The following is a 22281-nucleotide window of genomic DNA, read 5'->3' as shown; positions in this document are numbered from 1 at the left end:
CCTCGGGGCAGTCTATTCTTTTTTGAGAAAGGAGGGAATCCATGCTTTTCAGTTCAACGATTTTTTTATTTTGGTTTTTGCCGATTGTTTTGATCTTATACTATGTATCTCCACGCTTTTTGAAAAACACGATCCTGCTGATTGCCAGTCTTTTGTTTTACGCGTGGGGGGAACCGATTTATACGGCCGTCATGTTGACGTCGATTGTGATGAACTACTTGTTCGGAATTTATGTTGACCGCTATCGGGAAGAGAAGAAGAAAGCGAAGTGGATCGTCGGGCTCATGGTCGCGGCTAACGTGTTACTGTTATCCGTCTTTAAATACACGAGCTTTATTATCGAAAACGTGAATGCGATCACGGGGCTCGAATTGACCGATCCGAAAATTCCGCTCCCAATCGGTGTTTCCTTCTTCACCTTTCAAGCGATGAGTTATGTGATTGATGTATATCGGAAGGATGGGAAAGTTCAACGGAACCCTCTCGACCTTGCTTTATACATCTCCTTGTTCCCACAATTGATTGCGGGGCCGATCGTTCGTTACCAGACGGTCGCGGATGAAATCAATGATCGTAAAGAAACGATGGATGACTTTGCGAGCGGGGTGCAACGGTTTGTCATCGGCTTGGCGAAGAAGATGCTTCTCGCAAACAATGCCGGATATGTAGCGGACCAAATCTTCTCGCAAAGTACGGATAACATGTCGATGGGGCTCGCCTGGATTGGGATTATCGCCTATTCGCTCCAAATCTACTTTGACTTCTCGGGGTATTCCGATATGGCCATCGGATTAGGACGCATGTTCGGATTCCACTTCCTCGAGAACTTCAACTATCCGTATATCTCGAAGTCTGTTTCTGAGTTCTGGCGGCGCTGGCATATCTCGCTTGGTAGCTGGTTCCGGGATTACGTATACATCCCACTCGGCGGGAATCGGGGCAGTGCGTGGAAGCTCTATCGCAACTTAGCGGTCGTCTGGGTGCTGACCGGTGTATGGCACGGTGCGAGCTGGACGTTCATCGCGTGGGGCGCCTATTATGGCGTATTCATCATGTTGGAGCGTGCCTTCCTCGGTGCTTGGCTCAGAGCGCTCCCAGCGGCACTGGCACACGCGTTCACGTTATTCGTCGTCATCATCGGTTGGGTCTTCTTCCGGGCCGATAACTTCCCGTACGCACTGTCGTACTTGTCGGCGATGTTCCATTTGAATGGTGGACCGGTCTGGGATCATGAAGCGATGTTCTACTTCGTTCAATACGGGGTGATTCTATCCATTGCTATGATCGCTGCGACACCAATCCCGAAATGGTTCGGCGAGAAAGTACTCTTGCTCGAGCAAAACAGTAGAAAGTTATGGGTGAACTATACGGCTGGATTCATGCGCATTGGGTTCTTGGCAACCATCTTTATCTTCGCCATTTCGTATGTCGTCGCGAGTAGTTTTAACCCGTTCATTTATTTCAGATTTTAATAAAAAAGTCGTTCTCACAATGGAGAACGACTTTTTATGTGGGTTCATTCAGTTTTTCATGATACAGGTTCACGAACTCGTTTAAGTTGACGTTATGGATGAACAAGACGACATCGATGTCGTTTTCAGTCACATACTTTTCAATGGAAGATTCATCGAAGTGACGGACATCAATGACCGAAACGTGACCGAAATGCTCGGGTAACAAGGTGAGCATCGGATTCGCATACGAATCTTTCAAGATGAGCGTTCGTGTGTCGTTGATTGGTTGTTCCTGGTCCATCGTGACGACTGGCCAGTTCCGGTGGAGGAAGAGCGAATACATTTCCGTATACGTCTCTTCTGACTTGAGCGGCTTTTTGTTGATGATGCTCGTGATCGGTTTACAAGGTGTCACTCGGTTAAAGCAGACCGAACTCGGTGTGAAGCCTTCCTTTGGTACCATCCATTCGAACGTATCACCGTCTTTGACGTATTGCAGTGTCGTGCTTCTTGCATATGAACCGTAGTAAGGTTGTTCATGTGTCTTTGTCCGAAGTTGGTTCGGTTTTAGTGTCAGTCCCATTTCAGGATGATCTTTCGACATCGTATTGACCGTCTGTGCATAAGCCGCATAGGCACCATTGATATTCCAGTGATAGTCGGTCTTGAAGAAGACATCGCTTAACTGCTGGGCTTCATTCAACGACTTCCGATAGTCCATCACGTTCAGACCGGGTACCGTCGTCAGTTGATCGCGAACAGATTTATAAATGCGAGGTGCTTCGTTCCCCATATAGTCCGGCATGTGAGGTTCGACGTTCGCCATCGAAGCCTTGTTCGGGGCGAGTCCGAAATACACATCGGTCCCACGTTCTTCGAGACGGGACGTAAACGTCGTCAAGTCGCTCACAAGTGTATCGGTATCAACCGACTCTTTCATCGGAGATTCCATCGTGCCGTCAGCTGACACGTATATCCCATTTTTGACGGTTTGCTTGAAAACGTCTTTGTTTAAGAAAGCATTTAAGCTGATCCAAGCATCACGATTGAAGATTTGATCGGTGACGAAGGACTCGGTTTGTTTCATATATGAACCGGACATGATATGCGCAAACGTAGGAGAATCCGGGCTTTGTGCGAGCTTTCGGTTTTCCATGTCCGATACGTCCCGCTTCTCAGAAGAAAGCGTCAAATAGGCGCCGCCGACTAAAAAAGCAACGAAGGAGAAAATCAACACAAGCTGAAGAATGATTTTCGGATGATTGCGTCTTTTACGATTGGAGCGGGGGTCCTGTTTATGAGAATCAACGTTTAAATTTTGCATAGAGAACTCCTTTGATACTAGATTAATCCGAGTCTCATTCTACCATATATTTGCTTCTGTAACTGTAACAATTATGTATCAGCAGAGCCGATACAAAAAACGCCTAAAGCGACATGACGTCACTCTAAACGTTTTTAGTGAGCGGTAAAGCGAGCCGGTCCAATCGACGACACGAGTCGCGTGGCGGCACGTAAACAATCAAGCTGTCTTGCATATACACGACTCACATCGGAAAAGGCAGAAGGGAGGTGATCCGAGTCGAGAGGACCTTGTCGCATATAAGACGATTCATCGGCTCCGAGTGGTGTCGGATGAATGACGAACTTATAGTGTGATGGGTCGAGCTCAATGACTTCAATCTCTGCAAACAGTCGTGCATCACGTGTATATAAGAAGCGGGTCGATAACCATTTATCAGAATCAGTCATGGATCACATGTCCTCCTTTCAAAGTCTCATTACCATTATCATAAAACATTTTTTGGATATTTGGAATCTTATTTCATATTAATCCCAACATATTTACTTAAATTTGTAAAAGTGCCGAATCCGTGCATTCGTTTCATTTCTTGGAGTATGGTTAAGGGAGAATGTATGAAATGTAGGTGACCACATGAGAACGAATGCAACGGGGAAATATCGCTTCGTATTGATTCTTGGAGCAAAGGTCAACGGCATCTCTCCATCGAGAGCGCTCCGACATCGGATTGACGTCGCTGCTGCTTATGCGAAGATGTATCCATATGTAGAACTCATTGCAACAGGAGGGCAAGGCCCAGACGAAGGCATGGCCGAGGCGCTTGTGATTGAACGGGAACTGATTGCGCGTGGAATTGAACCGTACCGGATCCATGTCGAAGCGACCTCTACTTCCACAATCGAGAACTTTCAGCATAGTCGACCGTTTTGGCAAGGTGAGACGGGGCTCACGATTGTGACGAATGATTTTCATGTCCCACGTGCCCGTCTGATAGCGAAGCTTTATTTCCAACTCGAGAGTGATGCTTTGTATGCACCGACCCCATCACTAGCAAAAGGGCGGTACGTGATCCGCGAAGTGTTGGCCTATGTAAAGCTACTCGTGCGCTATCTGTTTAAGAAAGATAAAAACTAGGCTCTTGCGTCTGCAAGAGCCTAGTTTTGTTGACAGCCGATTTCTTTGTTTAAGACATCACCGAACGCTTCAGCACCTTCCACATTCAAGTGGACGCCGTCGCTTTCGAAATAAGATTCTTTTCCAATCGATTGTCCATGCCAGTCGATGAGGGAGACGTTCTCATGAAGTTCGCTTGCCCGGGCGAGCTTCTCATTGACCTCGCTTTCCCATGGTCGTGGGACGCGGGTGTTAATCAAATAGATCTGGTCCGCACGTTCGAACTGCTTGAGGAGCGTGTCGAGTTGTTCCATCTTGAACGCCCCGTTCGTACCGAGGTGAAGGAAAACGACATGACCTTGCGCATTATACGATGCATACTGAGATGCGACAGGAATGGCGTCGCGGACTTGGCGACCGATTTCAGCATCAATTTTCATGTTCGGAAACGCGTCTGCCAAATATTCATTCAACCCGAGCATGACCGAATCGCCAATCGCGAGTGCCGGTGGACAACTCTGTTCCTCCAGCTTGTCGGTCGGTGGAGGCGTCACATCTGTGGCCGCTTCTTCCGACTCATTTGTTTCGGCTTCTTTCGGCACGTCAGGTGTCTCTTCTTTTGGCATCGGCACTTTCACGACCGGAATCTCATCTTGAACGGGCTTCGATTCAGAGAAGGCCAGGATGGTCAAATTACCGACGAGCACGAGCGAAAGTGCGGTCGCACAAGCCGTAGCCGCAAAACGCGCGCTCGGGTGTGTCGGTGTCGAGACGAGCTGGCGGAACGAGGCGATGAATCCGTTCCGACGAACCGGCGTCTCGATGAAGCGATAAGACAACTCGGCAATCAACAGTGTGAGTACGACCTGACCGACCGCAAGGAGCGGTGAAAACGTTCCGAGTCGTTCGAGTGGCGTCGTCAAGATGATGACCGGGTAGTGCCATAAGTAAATCCCATATGTCCGCGTACCAATCACACGAAGCCAAGCGCTTCCAAATAAACGTGACCAAATCGTCGCCGGGTGGGCGACCGCGGCAATCAAGATTGCGGATAAGAATGCGACGAGCAAGAAGCCGCCATAGTAGAGAAATGCGTCATACGCGTTCACACGAGCGATGATCCCGACAATCACGATGAGGGAAATCGCTCCGGCCACGTTCAAAATATGTCGTCCGATGTTGGGGATGACTTGCTTGAACGTATCCGGTCGCCAGCCGAATGCGAGCATGGCGCCCATGAGTAGGCCGAACAGACGTGTATCTGTCCCGTAGTAGACGCGGCTCGGGTCTGCTTCAGGTACATAGCGGAACGCCATCCATGTCGCCGAGACGAGTAAGAGTACAGCGACCAATTGAAGCAACCGTTTCCGGAAGGCGAGACCGACGAGTAGAATGAGCGGCCAGACCGCGTAAAACTGTTCCTCGATCGAGAGAGACCATAAGTTTTGAAGTGGTGACGGTTTCCCGAAGCTCTCGAAATACGATACTTCATGGAAGATGTACCACCAGTTGTTCACATAAGCGAGCGCGGCGAGTGAGTCTTGCCGTACCGTATCGAGCAAGGAGCGGTCAAAGAGCGTGACGTATGTCATCACGAGTGACAACATCAAGATGAGCGCCGGTAGCAATCGACGGAAACGGGCGATGTAGAATTTTTTCAAGTCAATCGTGCCCGTCTTCGTCCACTCTCGAATGAGGATGCCGGTAATCAAATAGCCGGACAGGACGAAGAAGACATCGACACCGAGGAAGCCCCCGGATATGTAAGGTACGTTTAAATGATATAAAATCACAGCCAACACGGCGAACGTGCGTAAGCCGTCTAGGCCAGGCATATACGTTGTATGTTTGAGTGGTTGCATGCCCCCACTTCCTTTCTAGTCAAAGCGGACATTTCCCTTTTTTTAGAATCCATTCTTCAGTATAACGAGTGGGGGAAAAGGAGTGGTTTCAAAAGATTTACAATCAACTCTGATTAAAAAGTCCACAAAAAAAGGGACGCGAGGTCCCATTGTGATTACATCATCTTAATGAACACTCCACCGATGACACCAGCGATGACGAGTGCCCAAGGTGGTAATTTCCAGTAAGCGATCATGACGAACAAGAAAGCGGCGAAGACGAAATCAACCGCGCCATTAACGGTACTCGTAAAGATTGGGCTGTAGAATGCCGCAATCAAAATACCGACGACCGCCGCGTTCACGCCGATTAACGCTCCAGCGACTTTCGGATTGTGACGAAGTGCATCCCAAAACGGGAGTGCCCCGAGAATGAGCAAGAACGCCGGCAAGAAAATAGCGACCGTCGCCAAAATCCCGCCCGGAATACCGTTGATGACTGTCCCGAGATAGGATGCGAACGTGAACAAAGGTCCCGGAACGGCCTGTGCGGCACCGTATCCTGCGAGGAACGCTTCTTCGCTCAAGAAACCTGCAGGAACGAGCTCACGTTCGAGGAGTGGCAAGACGACGTGTCCGCCACCGAAGACGAGTGCACCAGCACGATAAAAACTATCAAATAGAGCGATTGTCTGGTTTTCAAACGTTTCTCGTAAAATTGGCAAGATGACGAGAAGTGCTCCGAATACTGACAATAAGACGGCACCGAGCCGTTTTGAAATCGGGAACGTGCTCGATTTCGCATCGAGACGATCTGGCTTGAACAATAAGAACCCAGCGACAGCAGCGACGAGGATGACGAGTACTTGGCTAAATGTCGTCTGCCAAAGCAATACGCCAGCGAGTGCGAAGAAGGCAATCGTTTTTGTCTTCGTATCAGGTGTGAGCTTACTTGCCATGCCTAAAATCGCATGGGCTACGATGGCGACGGCAACGACTTTCAAGCCATATAACCACCCGGCATCGGATACATCGAGACCAGATAGTACCAAAGCGAATAGCATAAGCGCGACGACCGACGGGGTCGTGAATCCGATGAACGAGGTGATTCCACCTAGTATCCCGCCACGGACGATGCCGATGCCGATCCCGACTTGCGAACTCGCGGGACCGGGCAAGAATTGACATAAGGCGACGAGGTCGGCATATGCCTTCTCGTCCATCCATTTACGCCGTCTTACATATTCCTCATGGAAATAGCCAAGGTGGGCGACCGGTCCACCGAACGATGTCAGGCCGAGTCGAGTTGAAACGAATAAAATCTCTAGTAACGTCTTGAACGTCACACGTTGTGTCCTCATATCTTCACTCCTTAATTTCTTTAAATAACTCATAAGCTTTTTGACGGGCTTCTTGTAAGACTGAGAGTCCTTTTTCGGTCGTCACGTAATTTTTTCGGACGTGTCCATCGACCGTCTCATTTTCACGGACGAGGAGACCATCCTTCTCCATGCCATGTAAAATCGGATAGAGTGTACCGGCACTGATTTCATAACCGTGCTCCCGAAGTTCATCGACCATCCATGCCCCGTATACCGGATGTTCAGCAGCATGATGCAGGATATGAATGTGGATGAATCCGAGGAACAGCTTCCGCAGGACGCGGTCTTCCATACGTGTCAACTCCTTGTTATCGAAATTCGATATCGGTTTTCGAAATCAGTCTAACAAACGAGTTAAAAGGAAACAATCTATCTGTCTGCAGTTTACAAAACTTTATAATAAGCAGAAGGGAATGAGTTCGGAAAAAATAGGGAATCTATCACAAATGAGGTAAACTAGGTATTGAGTTTATTTGCTGAGGAGGAAGTGACGTGACAAATCCCATTCATTCTTCATACGATACATTGTTGCGTTATATGCCCCAAGGCTACGTCGAGTTTAAAGTGATTTACGACGATGCTTCGGAGCCGATTGATTATGAATTTTTTGAAGTGAACCCCGCTTTCGAGAAGATGATGAAAGGGAAACGAAAACATTTTATCGGACAGAAAGTGTCGACGGCACTGAAGGATTTTGAATATAGCGAGCGTGAATGGATGATTCAAGTGGCACGGGTCGTCAGCGATGGCGGTACGGTGACGTTTGAGCATTTCTCACGCCGCAATAAATCATGGTACGAGATGTCCGTCTTCAGTGAACGAAAAGGCTTTGTCTCCGTGATGTTTCATGACATCACTCGGCATGTGCAAGAAAACAATGCCTTAAAGCAGCTCGTGAACGTGTCGCATCGTTTCGTTTCTACCGGTAGTGATTTGTTGATGAACCAACAGTTCCTGGATCAGATTCGTGATTTCACTGGGGCGAAAGCGGTCGCGCTGAATTTGATGGAATCCGACGGTGAATCGTATACGACGGTTGCGTTGTCCGGCATGGATGAGATGTTAGAACGAAGTCTTGATGTGTTAGGGTTTCATCCGGTCGGGAAGAAGTGGCCGATGACTAATCAACGAAAAGAGTTATTCAATCAATCAAATCCCATTGTGTTTGAGGGAATCGATCCGTTGATTGACGGTGCACTTCCGAAACGGCTCGTCAAAAACTTACTTCGCATCTTCTCGCTTGGAGAGGTCGTCCTCTTTAAAATCGAGAAGGATGGGATACTATATGGAGATTTGACAATTGTGATGCAGGAAGGGAAAGTGGCGAATCGACTTGGGCTTGTCGAATTATATCTCGTTCATGTACTCGAGCAGCTGGTCAAGGCCGATCACCAAGTCGGCGAGACGAAGAAGTCGATGTTCGATGGATTCGCGACACTCGACTTGGAGTGCATCATGGCGCTCAATACGCGTCAAGTCTTACATCTGAACGATACGTGGGAGCGGGTACTTGGCTATTCGCTTGACGAGCTGGAGAATATGGATTTCCTCAGCTTGATTCACCCAGACGATGATGGCATCACGGAAACTGCTTTTGCAGAACTTGAGGAGCGGGGAGAGTTGTTCCGTTTCGTCAATCGTTTCCGGACGATTGACGACACATATCGTTCGATCGAATGGCATTGTAAACTTCAGGGGAACTATATTTACGCTGTCGCGAAAGACGTGACGGACCGCGTTCAGTTAGAAGAGAAATTGGCTGAGCGAGACCGTCTGTTGACGAAACTGTCCGACCAGATCCCAGGTGCCATCTATCAGTTCGAGTTGTTGCCTGACGGTAGCTTCAACTTTCCATTTTTCAGTCGTGGCTTTGAAGACATGCTAGGAATCACTGCCGAGGAAGTGCAGTCAGATGCCGGACTCGTCTTCCGTCGGATGCATCCCGATGACTATCCTCACGTCATGCAGTCGATTGATGAATCTTATCGCAACTTGACGATTTGGGACGCCGAGTTTCGTGTATTGGCCGAGGACGGACGAACGATTTGGATTTTAGGGTCGTCCCGACCGGAGAAGATTGCTGACGGTCATGTCCTCTGGCACGGGTATATCGGTGACGTGACGGAGAAGAAAAAGTATGAGAAGGAAATCGAATATTTAAGTTATCATGACCAGTTGACGGGCGCTAAAAACCGTCGTTACTTTGAAGAGGCGTTGGACCGTTATGACGACGATGCGTTTTATCCGCTGTCCTTGATCGTCATCGATATTAACGGACTGAAGTTGACGAACGATGCATTTGGTCATTTGATTGGGGACCGTTTGCTCGTCGAAGCAGCGAATATTTTACGGAATGAGTTGCGGGCGAAAGATGAAGTGGCACGCATCGGTGGGGATGAGTTCGTTGTCATCTCACCGAATACGACACTCGACGAGGCGAAACAACTGTCCGACCGTTTGAGCCGACTTTTCCTCGGACAAACGGTAGAAGGACTTCCGATTTCTGCATCGTTCGGTGAGGCGGTCAAGCACGATGCGTCAATCGGATTGACGGACGTCTTCAATTTAGCGGAAGATCGGATGTATCACCATAAAGTGTCCGAGAAGCAGAGTCGCCGTCACCATTCGATTCAACTGATCATGCGCACGCTGTATGAAAAGATTCCGCGTGAAGAGGCGCATTCTCAGCGTGTCGCGAATTTGTCTGGGAAACTTGCGGAAGCGATGGGCTTCACGAGCGCGGAGGTGAATGAAATCCGAACGGCCGCTATTTTACACGACATCGGAAAAGTGGCGATCAGTAACGATATTCTAGATAAGCCGGGTGCTTTGACGGAGCCCGAATGGCGTGAAATCAAACGTCATCCCGAAGTCAGTTACAATATTTTAAGTACGGTCCCTGAATATGTCGCCTTGTCTGAAATTGTTTTGTCGCATCACGAACGTTGGGATGGGAAAGGATATCCGAAAGGAATCAGTGAATACGAGATTCCGCTCGCTTCCCGTATCATCTCGATCGCCGATACGTTCGATGTCATGGTGACAGGACGCCCTTATCGTCAGGCGAAGACGATTGAAGAGGCGCTCGTCATTATCAAAGAAGAAGCGGGCAAACAGTTCGACCCGACGCTTGTCGATGTCTTCTTTGAAAAAGTCGTTCCGACATTACAACAATAAAGCCCTGTTCTCTCCACAGCTTGTCGGAGAGAACAGAACTTTTGTTTGATTCTTATTTCGTAGGCGATAATCCTACTTGATTGAGGTAGTAAGTGAGATCTTTCTTCCCGATAGTTTCCATTGGAGATTTTCCTTTTGGTGCATCTGGTCCTTTTGTTAAGAAGTTCTTTTCGATGAATCGAAGATCACTCTCATTCACAATGCCATCTTGATTGACGTCCATGCTTGTGACAGCCGGATTTTCTTGTCCGAACGCTTCTACGATGTCACGAATATCTTTAATATCGATGAGACTGTCATCATTTATATCCCCGGCTCGGTTGATCTGGAAGCCGGCGTTTACATATCGTCCAAATAAATCACCTTTAATTTCATAACCTGTGATAACAGGTGTGTACGTGGATACATGTCCAGGAACATCTACGACAATTTGATACGTATCACGCGAGGCAGGAACACCTGTGATTTCATATCGTCCATCTGGCGCGATGACACCCTCATGTTTCTCACCGTTTGGCAAAAGTGCATATACCGACGCACCAATCGTTTGTGCTACACCGTTTTGTAGATATGAGCCATTCATTAAGAAGGCCTCTGGTTTGATGCTACCTCGGATTACGGCGTGCTTACTGACGAAGTCGTATTTCGACGTACTGTAAAACGGAAGCGAAACCGTTTGTGTGCTCCCTGATTGTGAATAAGTAGAGCTAGTGACTTTCAGTTTGTCCTCGCCGTAATACCACTCGTCTCCGATTACTTTGAATGTAACATCGAGAAATGGCAGATCACCGTCAAAACCGTTAAAGCCATCTCCCTCTAACACGGTATTCAACGTGACCGTGTCATAATAATCGTTATCTTTCACAATCGGATCTTGTAGTGTGGCACGCAAACCATTTTCCGTCGCATAATTCTGGAACGCTTCATTCAACTCCGATGATTCGAACGTATACAGGTCGCCTTTAAACTCAATCGTCTGTTGACCACCCATCCACTGTTTCACGTTGTTCATACTGAGAGTCATCGTTAACGTGTCACCTAGACCAACCTCTGTTTGTTTATAATCTGACGTCACATACTCTGTTCCTTCTTGCACAAAGATATAGCGCTGATAGTGAACGTTTGCTGCGAGATCGGTCGCTGCCAAGCTGAGGCGAAGTGGACCGTTTGCGATATCAGAAGGCTCAATGCCAAAGTATGTTTCACCATTTGCGTCTGCTTTCGGGAAACAACAGTTAAAGTATTCACGTGTTCCTGTAGAAATGAAGAACCTATTAGATGATTGGTCGTATGAGAGACCTCGTGATTGCAAGACGTCGACTGCCTCATCTTCAATTTTTCCGTGAATATAGAATGCGGATTGTCCATCTTTCTCCGTATACATCTCTTCACTGATTTCGTAAACATCCGGTGCACGATCAAACGTTACTTCCGGTTTTGAGTTATCAATTAACACCGGGGTGTCAATTGTGTACGTTTTCCCATCTTCATCGTACCCGATAAACATCAAATCATAATTTCCTTCAGGTAAATCGACGAGCTGAGAAGAGACGGGTTGTTCGGCGTCTCCTGTGAACGGATACACTGAACCACTAAATACATTCGGGATGTAATATCTGAAGTCAGGCTTCGCTGACGTTTCCGAAAGGGAAGCGACCATTCCGATTGCATCTCCACTGCTAGCATCCTTCATCACGATGTCAATTTGGTCGAATGCGCTCTTCATCTGAAACGCAGCGGTGATAGCAGGGCTATAGTATTGCCACTTCGGTGTATTGTTAGCGAGCGTTGGGCTATTCGTCTCTAAATATTCGAATCCTTTGGCGGTTAAACGGATGGCGAACGGGACTTGATACGTCTCTTCTGGATTCGCTTCATTCGTCAAATGAATATAGCCTTCATATCGTCCTTCTTCTGCACCTACAGGAATCGTGATTTGTGGCGAAATCTTCTGTTCTGAGCCACCGGCAAGATCAATCCGCTTTGGCACGTTCAGGACGAGACCATTCTTCATTGGGTCTTTGATGCCTGTTCGCTCGGCATGGTACTCGACTTCAACTGCGAACGATTTTTGTTGAGAACCGTTGTTTTGAATCGAGATGTCACGATCAACCTGTACAGGTTGATCTGTTTTAAAGTGACTACCGAAACTCAATGAACCGGTTTCATCATCAATTTCAATCACTTGTCCTTCAGCGTCCAAATGTTTGGTCTGACCTAATACCGTAATGGAAATATCCGCATGAACAGCTTCATACGCATCGATTCGACCGGCACCTTGTTCGAAGACTGACACTTCACCTGCCAAATCTTCCGCAGTGTTCATTAACGCTGTCTTCACATCAAACGGAGAGTACTCCGGATGTTCTTGAAGCATGAGCGCGGCTACACCTGCGACGTGAGGGGCCGCCATCGATGTTCCTTGTAGACGTTTGTATGCAGACGAATAATCGAGACCGGGTTCTGGACTATTCATATACTCAGGAACGGTTGAAAAGACAGCAACGCCTGGCGCCATGACGTCGGGCTTGATGTCATAACTCCCACCAACCGGTCCCCGGGAACTGAAACTTGCGAGGTGGTCGCCTTCTGTTTGAATCGACGTCAATGTGCCGAACGTGATGCGGGCATTCTCATCTAATTGTTTTAAGCGTTCACCTTCTGATTTTGAGATCCGGAATGTTGGAATATAGTCAGGTCCTTCGCCGAGATATGCGGAGATGTTGCCTTCTACATTGTTATAGAGAATGACGGCAGCAGCACCTGCTTCACGGGCATGCTTTATTTTATCGACAAACGTAATCTCTCCACGCTCGATCAAAGCGACTTTGCCTGAGAGGTCTTTTCCTGAAAAGTCCGCGGACGTGCCAATGCCGACAAATTCAACATCAAACGACTGATTTTCAAAAGTGGTCAAATCATCTGAGAAATTTTTCCCCATCAGCAATACGTTCTCAACTGTCTCTCCATTTGCCTGAATCGTTTCAAAGCTAGGGATCTGCATAGAAAAGTCGCTAGCCCCGACGGTGATCCCGAGTGCAGCAGCACCCGGTGCGCCTAATGTTCCTTCGTTCGGTCCACTGTTACCGGCAGCTACGACTGTGACGACTCCCGATAACATCGCATAGTTGACGGCGACAGAGGTCGGATAGAGCGGGTCGTTTGTCGTTGCTCCGAGAGAGAGGTTGATGACGTCCATTTCGTCCGCGATTGATTTTTCAATTCCGGCGAGAATCCCCGATGTTGCCCCTGATCCGTAAGGGCCTAAGACACGATAACTATACAAGTCGACTTGGGGTGCAACCCCTTTCACCGCATAATCGACGACATTCTTTTGCTCACCTGCAATCGTTCCCGCGACGTGTGTCCCATGCTCTGTATAATAAGCGGAACCAGAAATCGGATGTTTTTCAGGCAAACCGGATTTCTTCCAATCTTCATAGGTTGCTTCCATCGGATTTGAATCATTGTCTATGTAATCATAACCGCCTTTGTATACATCTTTTAAATCAGGATGGTTGTAGTCGATCCCGGTGTCGAGCACGCCAACTTTAATACCTTCACCTGTGATGTTTTCGGCGTGGAGACGATCGACATGAATTTGAGGAATACTATCCATCATTTTAGATGAGGTAGATGTCTCGTTTTGTTGCGGAAGTTCAAGTTGCACCGTCTCATCTTTCCAGACACGTTTGACGACATCAGAATCGAGAAGTTGTTCGATTTCGTTCGCCGGAATCGTCATGGCGACCCCATTGATCGCCAAACGGTATTCTTTCGTGATTTTTGCGTCTTTTAATGATGGATTCGCGCCTTTTTTATTTTTTAGGGCGTTGAATGTTTCTTTGAACGAGGTATGAGCGCGCTCTACTTTTTGAGCAGCTTCCTGTTGACTCGTTCGAACTCCTTTGGCTGCTTGTTTCAATACTTCGACTTTCGCAGGCGCTTGATTGAACTCTACAATCACGTCTACCATGCCTTCACTCATCGTATTGATTTGTGGAGAAATCTTAAACGTAGGGGCTGCATCTACTTGTTGAATCGCCTGTCTCTGTTCTTTCGACAGTTTCTTAAGCAGGTGCTCTACTTCTTTCGTTTGAATAAATTCTGGTTTTGCCGTGGACCGTTCAGCAGTTGTGTAGGAAGGGAAGACTGAGGTTCCAATGAGACTTGTCGTCAATGCAACAGCAAATAATGTGCCATATTTCTTTTTCATCTTGTTCGCCTCTTTCTCCAAGCAGAGTTATGATTCGTGCTATTCACATTGTAGGGGCAAGTCTTGAATTCTGTTAATTGGGAAAATTCTGTTCATATTTTCGGAAAACGTTCTGCCGATGGAGGATAATTTTATTACTCATGAAGGAGGACCGAAGATCATCGGCTGAAAACTTGGGAAAGTTATTTGATGGATAGGAAAAAGACCTATCCATTTCAATCAAATAGACGAATATCAGGATGAAACACCTAATAGGGGGACCAAAAAAGGGATTTTGACCTAAAAAAACAAGTAGCGAGGCTACTTGTTCATCATGTATTCGAATGATTGAATAAGAGATTTTTTAATAACGAATTGGCGAGGCATAAATAGTCATTTGCTTGAACATAGTCCCCTTGTTGTTGAAGAATCGTCGCCAGTCGTTCCGCATAGGAAACCGTTTTATGTAAATCTTCTTGTTGCATAAGAGGAATACCGTACTCGATCAGATATTCTTTCAGACGTTTTGTGTCTCCATTCATCTCTAAATAGAGAACCATCAATTCGACATACTGTCCGGACTGTTCTCCTTTAAAGTCTCTCAACACGTCCTTTAATAAAGCAAGGGCTGATTCTCTTTCTCCTAAATCGAGCTGAACTTTGATCATTTCAGTAAGTGTCCCGTAATAGCTAGATGTATCAAGTTGCTTGGATTGAAGAGATTGTGTGAAGTACTGTAAAGCTTCCTCGAGATTTCCTTTCTTGTAATGCCACAAACCATAGTTATGCAATGCGATTGGACGTGTCGCGTGATCGTTCAACATTTCTGCATCATGAAGTGCAGTTTGGAGAAGGTGTTCCGCACTCTCTAAATCATTGATATAGATGAGATTCGCAGATAATCCAATTTTCACATGTAAGATCCGCGAGATGTTTCCGCTACTTTGAAAAGTTTGTAATGCTCGATGTGAGTAATGAAGAGATAGCGTGAATTGTTTCAGTTGTCCATGTACGGCGGCTTTATAATAGTAATAATCCGTCACTTTTCCACTGTAGCGTTCAGCCTCTTTCTCGATTTGATTGAGTAAGGTGAGCGCTTCCGAAAATTGGAGCCGCTGTGCACGATGTATCGCCTGAAAGAAATTCCAAAGATATTTTTCAAAAGAAGAGTACTTATTATAATTTTGCTTAAGACGTTTGACCATGTCTTCAAACAGTGAGGATTGATTGGTGAATAGTAGATAGCGCAACATGTATAGCTCGAATAAATAAACCATTTCGGTACATTGTAAAAAATCTTTGTATTCTTCCAATTCTTTTTTCAGACGTGCTGCATGATCACGATGAAGACGTTCCATCGCTTCGTAGAACTGGGTAAGCTTTCGGTTTAACGCTTCAGTCTTCCGATTTTCTTCCTCGATTGAAATCCCCAATCGATCACAGAGTAACGCTAATGTCTTTTCATTGACTTCTTTTGTATTATTTTCAATCTTGCTCAAATGAGTAGTAGAGCATATACCTTGGCAAAGTTGTTCCTGAGTTTTGCGTTGTTTTTTACGATGATAGTAGATGACTTTCCCGATAGACACGTAAACACTTCCTTCTTTCAATAGCTATGATGATTCATAAAGAAGGAGTCCTGCGACGAAAGCCGAAGGACTCGCTTGCTTAAACGGTAAGCGGACGCTTCTTCAATACGAGAATCGTCAACACGAAGACGATGCCGGTCATGCCGATCATGACGAGAATGGAGAGGAATGGGAACTGTCCCTCGTACATAGTGATCACCCCGTTGTTCAACCAATAGGTCGGTAAGAAACGACCAACCACTTTTAATGATTCCGGTAACCACAGCAGGCTGATGAATGCGCCCCCGGTGATGGCGGATGCCATTGTGACCGAAATTTGAAAAATATTCGCTTTCTCCCGATTTGTCGCAAAGACGGCGATGAGTCCTCCAAACGCCAGGCAGACGAGCAGGTAGGCCGAGAACAAGGCGAAGACGGTAGGGAGGTGAGTCCAGACGTCTTGACCATAAAGGACGAGACTCACACCAATCAGCAGCATGACATAGACATAGCCGACGAGATAGAAGGCGAGGAGAAGCGATGCGAAATAACGCCGGGGTGTCACCGGTGAGGCGAACAGGCGGGCGTAGATCTTCTCGTCTCGGTCGTCCGCGACAAACATCGGGATGAACTGGAGAAACGTCGACATCATGATGAACGACAAGAGACCGAAAAAGGCTTGCGTACGCGCGGTCGTGGCGACGCTCTCTTGAAACGGTTCGCTTGATAGCGTGTAGCCGTTTTCTGTCTCCTTAGCCGCAAGTTGTTCGAACGTTTCTTCATCAAATCCGCTCGCCTCGAGAAGTTGACGTTCACGCGACAAATGACCGTTCAGTGCCTGTTCGACCAAAGCAGCATCACTGCCCGCAATCGCGGAGAACGAAAGACGGGGCATGTCCTCGTCAAAGGCTCGTTCTGTAAAATTCTTTGGGATGAGGAGTACGATATCTTCACCCTCTAACAAGACGTCCTCGCCACTCGTCTCAAGTAAGGTGACGCGTCCAAAGCGCTCGGCTTCTTCAATAAGACGCTCGGCAAGAATACCTCCGTCCTCATCGACAATTCCAATCGATGCATTGAGACTCGAGGTACTCCCGACGAAGGATAAGATGAGCGCGAAACCGAACATCGATACGAATGTGAATACCCAAAGCCCTTTCTTTCGGAGCATCCGCTTGGCGACGTGCCTAATGAGTACCATGGCGCTTCACCCCTTTCGACAGAATATAGCTGAGCGCAATGAAGACGAGCAAATGAATCCCGAGTAAACCGAGGCTTTCCCAATAGACGCTCATATCACCTTCTCGAAGCATGACGGCGAGCATCCCGTCTCGCATAAAGATCGGCATGAATACATAGGCTGCCCACGGTGCGTAGTTTAGCGTCACTTGATCAAATCCAGGAACGTAGCCACCCGATAAAATCATGATGATGGCGACGAATCCGTTGACGATTGCATCTTTCGTCGTCGTACTCAGCTTTGGAAGGTTGACGATGACAAACCCGATGGCGACTCCATATGCAGTCAAGGCGAGCCAAGCGAGGATTAAATAAACGAACTGAACGTTTGCCAAATCAAACGTTCGATAGACGAAATGGCTGAACCAAAACAATAAGATGAGCTGAAGTAAAATGATGACGTAGCGGCTGAACGTCCGCGCGAGCCGATACTGGATGGTTCGGACAGGAGCGGCTTGAATCCGTAAATAGCTGCCCGTGTTCGGCTGTTCTTCCCGTGCCATCGCGGTGATATAAAACGACCCGAACAAAGCGGTCATAATCGAGATGGTGACGGTGAAATATTCGAGTGAGGTCGGGGTCCGTCCCGCGAGGTCGACACTCTCGGTATCAAGCCACGACTCATTCTCGTACGGGGCCGACACACCGGCCTCTGCGAGCGTAATCTGTTGGTTGGCAATCGCCGTATACTGACCGAGAATGGCTTCGAGTACGTCAAACTCGACGGTCGTCGGCTCTTCATATAAAAGCGTGATGTCACTTCCTTCGAGCTGTAAGATGACGTCCGCATCCCCATCGTTCACGCCACGCTCGGCCGAATCGATATCTTCATAAGGGACGAGCCGGATGAACGCCTGAATGTCTTCATCATTCAAAAAGTTCTCAAGCGGCTCACGATACTGGTCGGTTGATGATTCGACGTACGCGACATTTGTGACGGGCAGTTTGAACGTGTCACTAAAGACAGCCGATAACATCGTCCCGAGACCGAAGATGAGGATGAGCGGAAAGAGGAGCATCCAAAAGAGTGTGGCACGGTCTCGTAATCGCTGTTTCACATCGTATTTGATGAAAGTCCACATGAAATCGCCTCCTATTCCCGGAGTGTCTTCCCGGTCAATGCCAAAAAGACGGTATTGAGGGAAGGGCGGTCGACCGTGATGGATGTGAAGTGAACGTGTTCCTGATGGAGCGTGTCAAGGAGCGGGGCGAGCGGCGTATCTTTATCGAGTGACACCTCGATATATGGTTCTTCATATTGCACTTTTTGAACGTGGTCGAGTGCATCGAGTCGTTCAAGCAGATGGGGCGTGAGTGCATCGACTTTGATACGGGCCGTCTCAAGCGTCATGACACGGTCTTTCAGTTCATCTTGCGTCCCTTCGGCGATGATTTTCCCTTCGTCGACGATTGCGATGCGGTCACAGAGTAGCTCGACCTCTTCCATATAGTGTGATGTATAGATGATGGTCGCCCCGCGACGATTCAGTTCACGGATGTTCTCTAAAATCGTGTTCCGTGACTGCGGATCGATGGCGACGGTCGGTTCATCCATGAAGATGAGTTCAGGTTCATGGACAATTCCGCATGCGATGTTGAGGCGACGGAGGAGACCGCCAGACAGTTCGGGTGGTCGTTTCTTTTGGTGGGCATCGAGTTCAACGAAAGCAATCGCGGCCTCGGTCTTTTGTTTCGCTTCTTTGGGACTGAATCCATACAATTCGGCGAAAAACTGGATGTTCTCATAGACGGTCAGCTGATCATAGACGGAGACGTGCTGTGGGACAATTCCGACACGTCGCTTGATGGACAGTTCGTCTTTTGGCATCGATTGTCCAAAAATATGAATCGACCCTGAGTCAGCTTCATACAAATTCAGCATGACGGAGATGGCGGTCGTCTTACCGGCCCCGTTCGGACCGAGAAGTCCGAAGAGCTCTCCTTCTTCGACGTTTAGACTGAGATTGTTCAAGGCGAGTGTGTCCCCAAACCGTTTCGTGACATGGTCGAGCGAGATGATTGACATAGTGCACTCCCTTCTGTTGAAACAGACGTATCATTCTACACAAAGGTGTTCGAGAATTGTCACGAATATACCTGTCCGAACGGGTTGAAATGTGCAATAATCTAATTATTCAGATAATTATTGTGTCGAAATGAGGGATTGGGATGAAAGGGTGGCAATTCAACAAACATGAGGGGGCGTTATTCCCGGACGAGATTGTACTTTCTGCTTTTTGTACAGTCGAACCGAAACGTATGGATTCGACGTTACCGTTTTACTATGACGAGTCGATTTTTCGATTTACGAATAAAGAAGAGACGTTCTACTTTAAAATATCACCGAGCTATCACGAGTTTGAAATCAATGTGAAAGACCGGGAAGGGGAACTCCTCTACTATCAGTTGCTTCGGACCGTCAGCAAAGTCGAAATTTTAGAAGACCGGCGTGATCATGCGGAGTTGTTGATTGTCCTCGCAGAAGACCGGAAGCGGACCGTGACGTCAATCGAATTGACCGTCCGACCGCGTTTTCGTGTGCTCGTGAAAGAGCATGAAGTGTAAATGTATAGGAGTTTGAGCGGATGCGTATCCGCTTTTTTTGTGCAATAAAAACCAGCCACATCTGTGACTGGTTCTGATCGATTATTTCGTTAAAAAGATTTGGACGTGAATGGTCGAACCTTGGGCATCGGTCGCTTTGCCAATCCCGAGATGTGTATAGTTCGCATTCAGTATGTTGGCACGGTGACCGCTGCTATTCATCCAGGCGTCAACTGCCCGAATTGGGTCACTCGAACCCTTGTAAATGTTTTCTCCCCATCCTCGATATGTCACGTTATAAGCATCTAACGTGTCACCAGGTGTACCGTTCTCCTTTAATGTATGGGAGAACTGGCCCGTCCGAGCCATTTCATTCGCCCGGACTTGTGCGACAAGGTTCGCTTCGTTTGAAGCGGCGAGAAGCGATAAGCCGGCTGACTGTCGTTCTTTGTTCGTCTCGGTCAACACGTTAATCGGAGACGTGAAGCTGACATGTTTGGCTTGAAGATATCCGATGTAAGATCCGTAACGGACCTTATACCATCGTGATGTCCCGGTATAGCGATAGGAGATGGTCTCGAGTGAAGTGCCTTGACGTAAAAATTTCACGTTCGATGACGTTGTCAGCGGCGCAGATTTCACGTATACGCTCGAAGGTTTCACAAAAGTCGGTGTCGTGAAAGGAACTTCCGCTGTAGACAAACGGACATAATCTCCAGGCACATAGGCATAGCCATTGCCCCATTGAATCTTATACCAGCGCTCTCCGTTCACGAAAAAGGTGGTGCGCACGCGCATCGAGCCGTCTCGGGCAATCGCCGATAGTCTTGGGGCACTGAGCGATGGAGTAGGGCGCGCATATAATTTACTGATGTTTGTCACATATCCTTTCGTGTTGACCGATACTTCCGTATACGCATGTGCAACGATTGGTTGTTGCGACAATGTTGACGATAGCGAAACGATGAGGGTCAAGAGAAAGGCAGTCATGATTTTTTTCAATTCGATCGACTCCTTTTATCGGACTCCCTATATTCTATATTGTTTGGTCGATTTTTGGTTTTACCATTTCATTACAAAAAAGATGGACTCTTCTTGAGCCCACCCTCGCTTCATTATTTGTAAAGTAAATATTCTTTTCGGATTGGAAGGAACGCGTCTCGTTCGTCCTCAATTTTCGTCAGGATTTCTTCAAGTGGAGCCCCTTCAAGGATCATGTCTTTGACGTAAGCATTCCCTGTCAATTTCGTGATAAAGTCGTTCGCTAAAAACTCAAAGTCATCGGGATATAAATCGTGTGCCGTTTGAATCATCGCAATCCCGGTTTTCGTCGATTCGAATCGAGTCGGGTCGGTGACATAGACCTCGACTCCGTGCGTCAGTTTGCCCGAGTGTTTTGAGAACGTCGGAGTGAATGAGGCGGCTCGGAAGGCGACACCAGGCAAGTCAAGGTCGTTCAGCTCTTTCGCATACTCATGCGCTTGGATATACGGAGCACCAATCAGTTGGAACGGTTTTGTTGTGCCGCGTCCTTCTGATAAATTCGTCCCTTCAAACAATCCGGTCGCAGGATAGACGTTGACCGTGTCTGTCGTCGGCATGTTTGGGGACGGCATAACGAACGGAAGCCCCGTATCCTCATACATCATCGAACGCTTCCATCCTTTCATTTTCACAACTTCGAGGTCGGCTTGAATCTGATACTCCGTATTGAATAGTTGAGCGAGTTCGCCGACGGTCATTCCGTGTTTCAAAGGAATCGGATAGAGCCCGATAAAGCTAGCGTATTCGGGATTGAGGACTGGACCATCGACACGAAGTCCGCCTTGGGGGTTTGGACGGTCCAGCACAACGAATGGGATATTATTCTCAGCAGCAGCCTCCATCGCATATGCCATCGTGTAAATATACGTGTAGAAGCGAGTTCCGACGTCTTGAATGTCAAAGACGAGCACATCTACATTTTCTAACATCTCAGCCGTCGGTTTCTTCGTGGCCCCGTATAAGCTGTATACCGGCAATCCTGTCACTTCATCGATATACGAACTGATGGTGGAGCCGGCTTGGGCGTCGCCTCGAACCCCATGCTCCGGTCCGTAAAGTGCCGTCAATTCGAAATCATCGGACTGATCGAACAAATCGACGATGCTAGTCCGCTCTGCATTGATCCCGGTCGGATTCGTGATCAGCCCGACTCGTTTTCCTTTCAAGATGTCCGGATTCTCCATCAAGCGATCGACACCTAGTTCGACCTTTGGCTTTTTCGGATCTGACTTCGCGTCCGCATCAAGCAAGACGATTGAGGTCGAGAGTAGCGTCAATGCCGCCATACCACCTATCCACTTTTTCATTCGAGTTCCTCCTCTTCATCATGTAAGCGCTTTAATTTCTTAACAGGAGTGTATCATTTAGAAATTTAATTTCAACATTTTGTAACAAAAATAGGAATTTATATTTCTGATTTT

At 47.5% G+C, this 22281-nt stretch carries 16 protein-coding genes; 4 read left to right on the top strand and 12 right to left on the bottom strand.

The annotated features are described in order from the left end of the window. Positions 1–41 precede the first annotated feature (41 nt). Positions 42–1472, top strand: a complete 1431-nt coding sequence (locus tag KNO87_RS00985) for an MBOAT family O-acyltransferase (RefSeq protein WP_214693925.1) — start codon at positions 42–44, stop codon at positions 1470–1472. A gap of 34 nt (positions 1473–1506) precedes the next feature. Here KNO87_RS00985 and KNO87_RS00980 read toward each other — a convergent pair whose 3' ends face one another. Next, positions 1507–2778, bottom strand: coding sequence for an alginate O-acetyltransferase AlgX-related protein (locus KNO87_RS00980; RefSeq protein ID WP_214793510.1), 1272 nt, complete (start codon positions 2776–2778; stop codon positions 1507–1509). A gap of 134 nt (positions 2779–2912) precedes the next feature. Beyond that, entirely contained in the window at positions 2913–3206 is a 294-nt protein-coding gene (locus tag KNO87_RS00975) for a hypothetical protein (protein ID WP_214793513.1), read from the bottom strand. 184 nt (positions 3207–3390) lie between these two features. Here KNO87_RS00975 and KNO87_RS00970 point away from each other — a divergent pair, with 184 nt between their 5' ends. Beyond that, positions 3391–3891, top strand: a complete 501-nt coding sequence (locus KNO87_RS00970) for a YdcF family protein (RefSeq protein WP_214793516.1) — start codon at positions 3391–3393, stop codon at positions 3889–3891. Between the two features lie 20 nt (positions 3892–3911). On the opposite strand, the gene KNO87_RS00965 is transcribed toward KNO87_RS00970, so the two are convergent. From KNO87_RS00965 to KNO87_RS00955, 3 genes are all read right to left on the bottom strand, one after another. After that, the gene (locus tag KNO87_RS00965) at positions 3912–5732 is read right to left on the bottom strand and encodes an acyltransferase family protein (RefSeq protein WP_214793519.1); all 1821 of its coding nucleotides are present in this window, start codon (positions 5730–5732) and stop codon (positions 3912–3914) included. A 155-nt stretch (positions 5733–5887) separates the two neighbouring features. Continuing rightward, on the bottom strand, positions 5888–7072 hold the full coding sequence (gene chrA / locus KNO87_RS00960) for a chromate efflux transporter (RefSeq protein ID WP_214793522.1): 1185 nt from the start codon (positions 7070–7072) through the stop codon (positions 5888–5890). 4 nt (positions 7073–7076) lie between these two features. Continuing rightward, a complete protein-coding gene (locus KNO87_RS00955) occupies positions 7077–7385 on the bottom strand; it encodes a PadR family transcriptional regulator (protein WP_074036378.1) in 309 nt (102 codons plus the stop codon). Between the two features lie 200 nt (positions 7386–7585). Here KNO87_RS00955 and KNO87_RS00950 point away from each other — a divergent pair, with 200 nt between their 5' ends. Next, positions 7586–10270 (top strand): HD domain-containing phosphohydrolase, encoded by a 2685-nt coding sequence (locus KNO87_RS00950; protein ID WP_353047448.1) that lies wholly within the window; start codon positions 7586–7588, stop codon positions 10268–10270. Between the two features lie 52 nt (positions 10271–10322). Here the strand turns inward: KNO87_RS00950 and KNO87_RS00945 are convergent, their stop codons facing one another. The 5 genes from KNO87_RS00945 to KNO87_RS00925 form a co-directional block, all read right to left on the bottom strand. Then, entirely contained in the window at positions 10323–14486 is a 4164-nt protein-coding gene (locus KNO87_RS00945) for a S8 family serine peptidase (RefSeq protein ID WP_251126719.1), read from the bottom strand. Between the two features lie 311 nt (positions 14487–14797). Beyond that, positions 14798–16054, bottom strand: a complete 1257-nt coding sequence (locus KNO87_RS00940; RefSeq protein WP_214793525.1) for a helix-turn-helix domain-containing protein — start codon at positions 16052–16054, stop codon at positions 14798–14800. A gap of 79 nt (positions 16055–16133) precedes the next feature. Beyond that, entirely contained in the window at positions 16134–17234 is a 1101-nt protein-coding gene (locus KNO87_RS00935) for an ABC transporter permease (protein WP_214793527.1), read from the bottom strand. Continuing rightward, positions 17221–18354, bottom strand: coding sequence for an ABC transporter permease (locus KNO87_RS00930; protein ID WP_214793529.1), 1134 nt, complete (start codon positions 18352–18354; stop codon positions 17221–17223). Before KNO87_RS00930 ends, KNO87_RS00935 begins: the two co-directional genes overlap by 14 nt. Before the next feature lie 11 nt (positions 18355–18365). Continuing rightward, on the bottom strand, positions 18366–19298 hold the full coding sequence (locus KNO87_RS00925) for an ABC transporter ATP-binding protein (RefSeq protein WP_214793532.1): 933 nt from the start codon (positions 19296–19298) through the stop codon (positions 18366–18368). Positions 19299–19441: 143 nt separating this feature from the next. Between KNO87_RS00925 and KNO87_RS00920 the strand changes: the two genes are divergently transcribed. Then, positions 19442–19837 (top strand): hypothetical protein, encoded by a 396-nt coding sequence (locus tag KNO87_RS00920; RefSeq protein WP_214786675.1) that lies wholly within the window; start codon positions 19442–19444, stop codon positions 19835–19837. Positions 19838–19918: 81 nt separating this feature from the next. Here the strand turns inward: KNO87_RS00920 and KNO87_RS00915 are convergent, their stop codons facing one another. Together KNO87_RS00915 and KNO87_RS00910 are read right to left on the bottom strand one after the other, a co-directional pair. Continuing rightward, positions 19919–20818: a CAP domain-containing protein gene (locus tag KNO87_RS00915; protein WP_214793535.1), complete on the bottom strand. Its 900-nt coding sequence runs from the start codon at positions 20816–20818 to the stop codon at positions 19919–19921. Positions 20819–20931: 113 nt separating this feature from the next. Then, the gene (locus KNO87_RS00910) at positions 20932–22167 is read right to left on the bottom strand and encodes a DUF1343 domain-containing protein (RefSeq protein ID WP_214793537.1); all 1236 of its coding nucleotides are present in this window, start codon (positions 22165–22167) and stop codon (positions 20932–20934) included. Between the last annotated feature and the right edge of the window lie 114 nt (positions 22168–22281).

The sequence above is a fragment of the Exiguobacterium sp. s34 genome (assembly GCF_018617435.1).
GTDB classification, from domain to species: Bacteria; Bacillota; Bacilli; order Exiguobacteriales; family Exiguobacteriaceae; genus Exiguobacterium; species Exiguobacterium aestuarii.
Note: the sequence above shows the minus strand (reverse complement) of the source record. Positions and strands in the feature narration are given on the sequence as shown.

What these genes read in the sequence shown, in the direction of transcription:
- KNO87_RS00920 (WP_214786675.1), top strand. Translation starts at nt 19,442, where the DNA reads ATGAAAGGGTGGCAATTCAACAAACATGAGGGGGCGTTATTCCCGGAC.
- KNO87_RS00910 (WP_214793537.1), bottom strand. Translation starts at nt 22,167, where the DNA reads ATGAAAAAGTGGATAGGTGGTATGGCGGCATTGACGCTACTCTCGACC.
- KNO87_RS00955 (WP_074036378.1), bottom strand. Translation starts at nt 7,385, where the DNA reads ATGGAAGACCGCGTCCTGCGGAAGCTGTTCCTCGGATTCATCCACATT.
- KNO87_RS00985 (WP_214693925.1), top strand. Translation starts at nt 42, where the DNA reads ATGCTTTTCAGTTCAACGATTTTTTTATTTTGGTTTTTGCCGATTGTT.
- chrA (WP_214793522.1), bottom strand. Translation starts at nt 7,072, where the DNA reads ATGAGGACACAACGTGTGACGTTCAAGACGTTACTAGAGATTTTATTC.
- KNO87_RS00975 (WP_214793513.1), bottom strand. Translation starts at nt 3,206, where the DNA reads ATGACTGATTCTGATAAATGGTTATCGACCCGCTTCTTATATACACGT.
- KNO87_RS00925 (WP_214793532.1), bottom strand. Translation starts at nt 19,298, where the DNA reads ATGTCAATCATCTCGCTCGACCATGTCACGAAACGGTTTGGGGACACA.
- KNO87_RS00970 (WP_214793516.1), top strand. Translation starts at nt 3,391, where the DNA reads ATGAGAACGAATGCAACGGGGAAATATCGCTTCGTATTGATTCTTGGA.
- KNO87_RS00945 (WP_251126719.1), bottom strand. Translation starts at nt 14,486, where the DNA reads ATGAAAAAGAAATATGGCACATTATTTGCTGTTGCATTGACGACAAGT.
- KNO87_RS00980 (WP_214793510.1), bottom strand. Translation starts at nt 2,778, where the DNA reads ATGCAAAATTTAAACGTTGATTCTCATAAACAGGACCCCCGCTCCAAT.
- KNO87_RS00930 (WP_214793529.1), bottom strand. Translation starts at nt 18,354, where the DNA reads ATGTGGACTTTCATCAAATACGATGTGAAACAGCGATTACGAGACCGT.
- KNO87_RS00965 (WP_214793519.1), bottom strand. Translation starts at nt 5,732, where the DNA reads ATGCAACCACTCAAACATACAACGTATATGCCTGGCCTAGACGGCTTA.
- KNO87_RS00935 (WP_214793527.1), bottom strand. Translation starts at nt 17,234, where the DNA reads ATGGTACTCATTAGGCACGTCGCCAAGCGGATGCTCCGAAAGAAAGGG.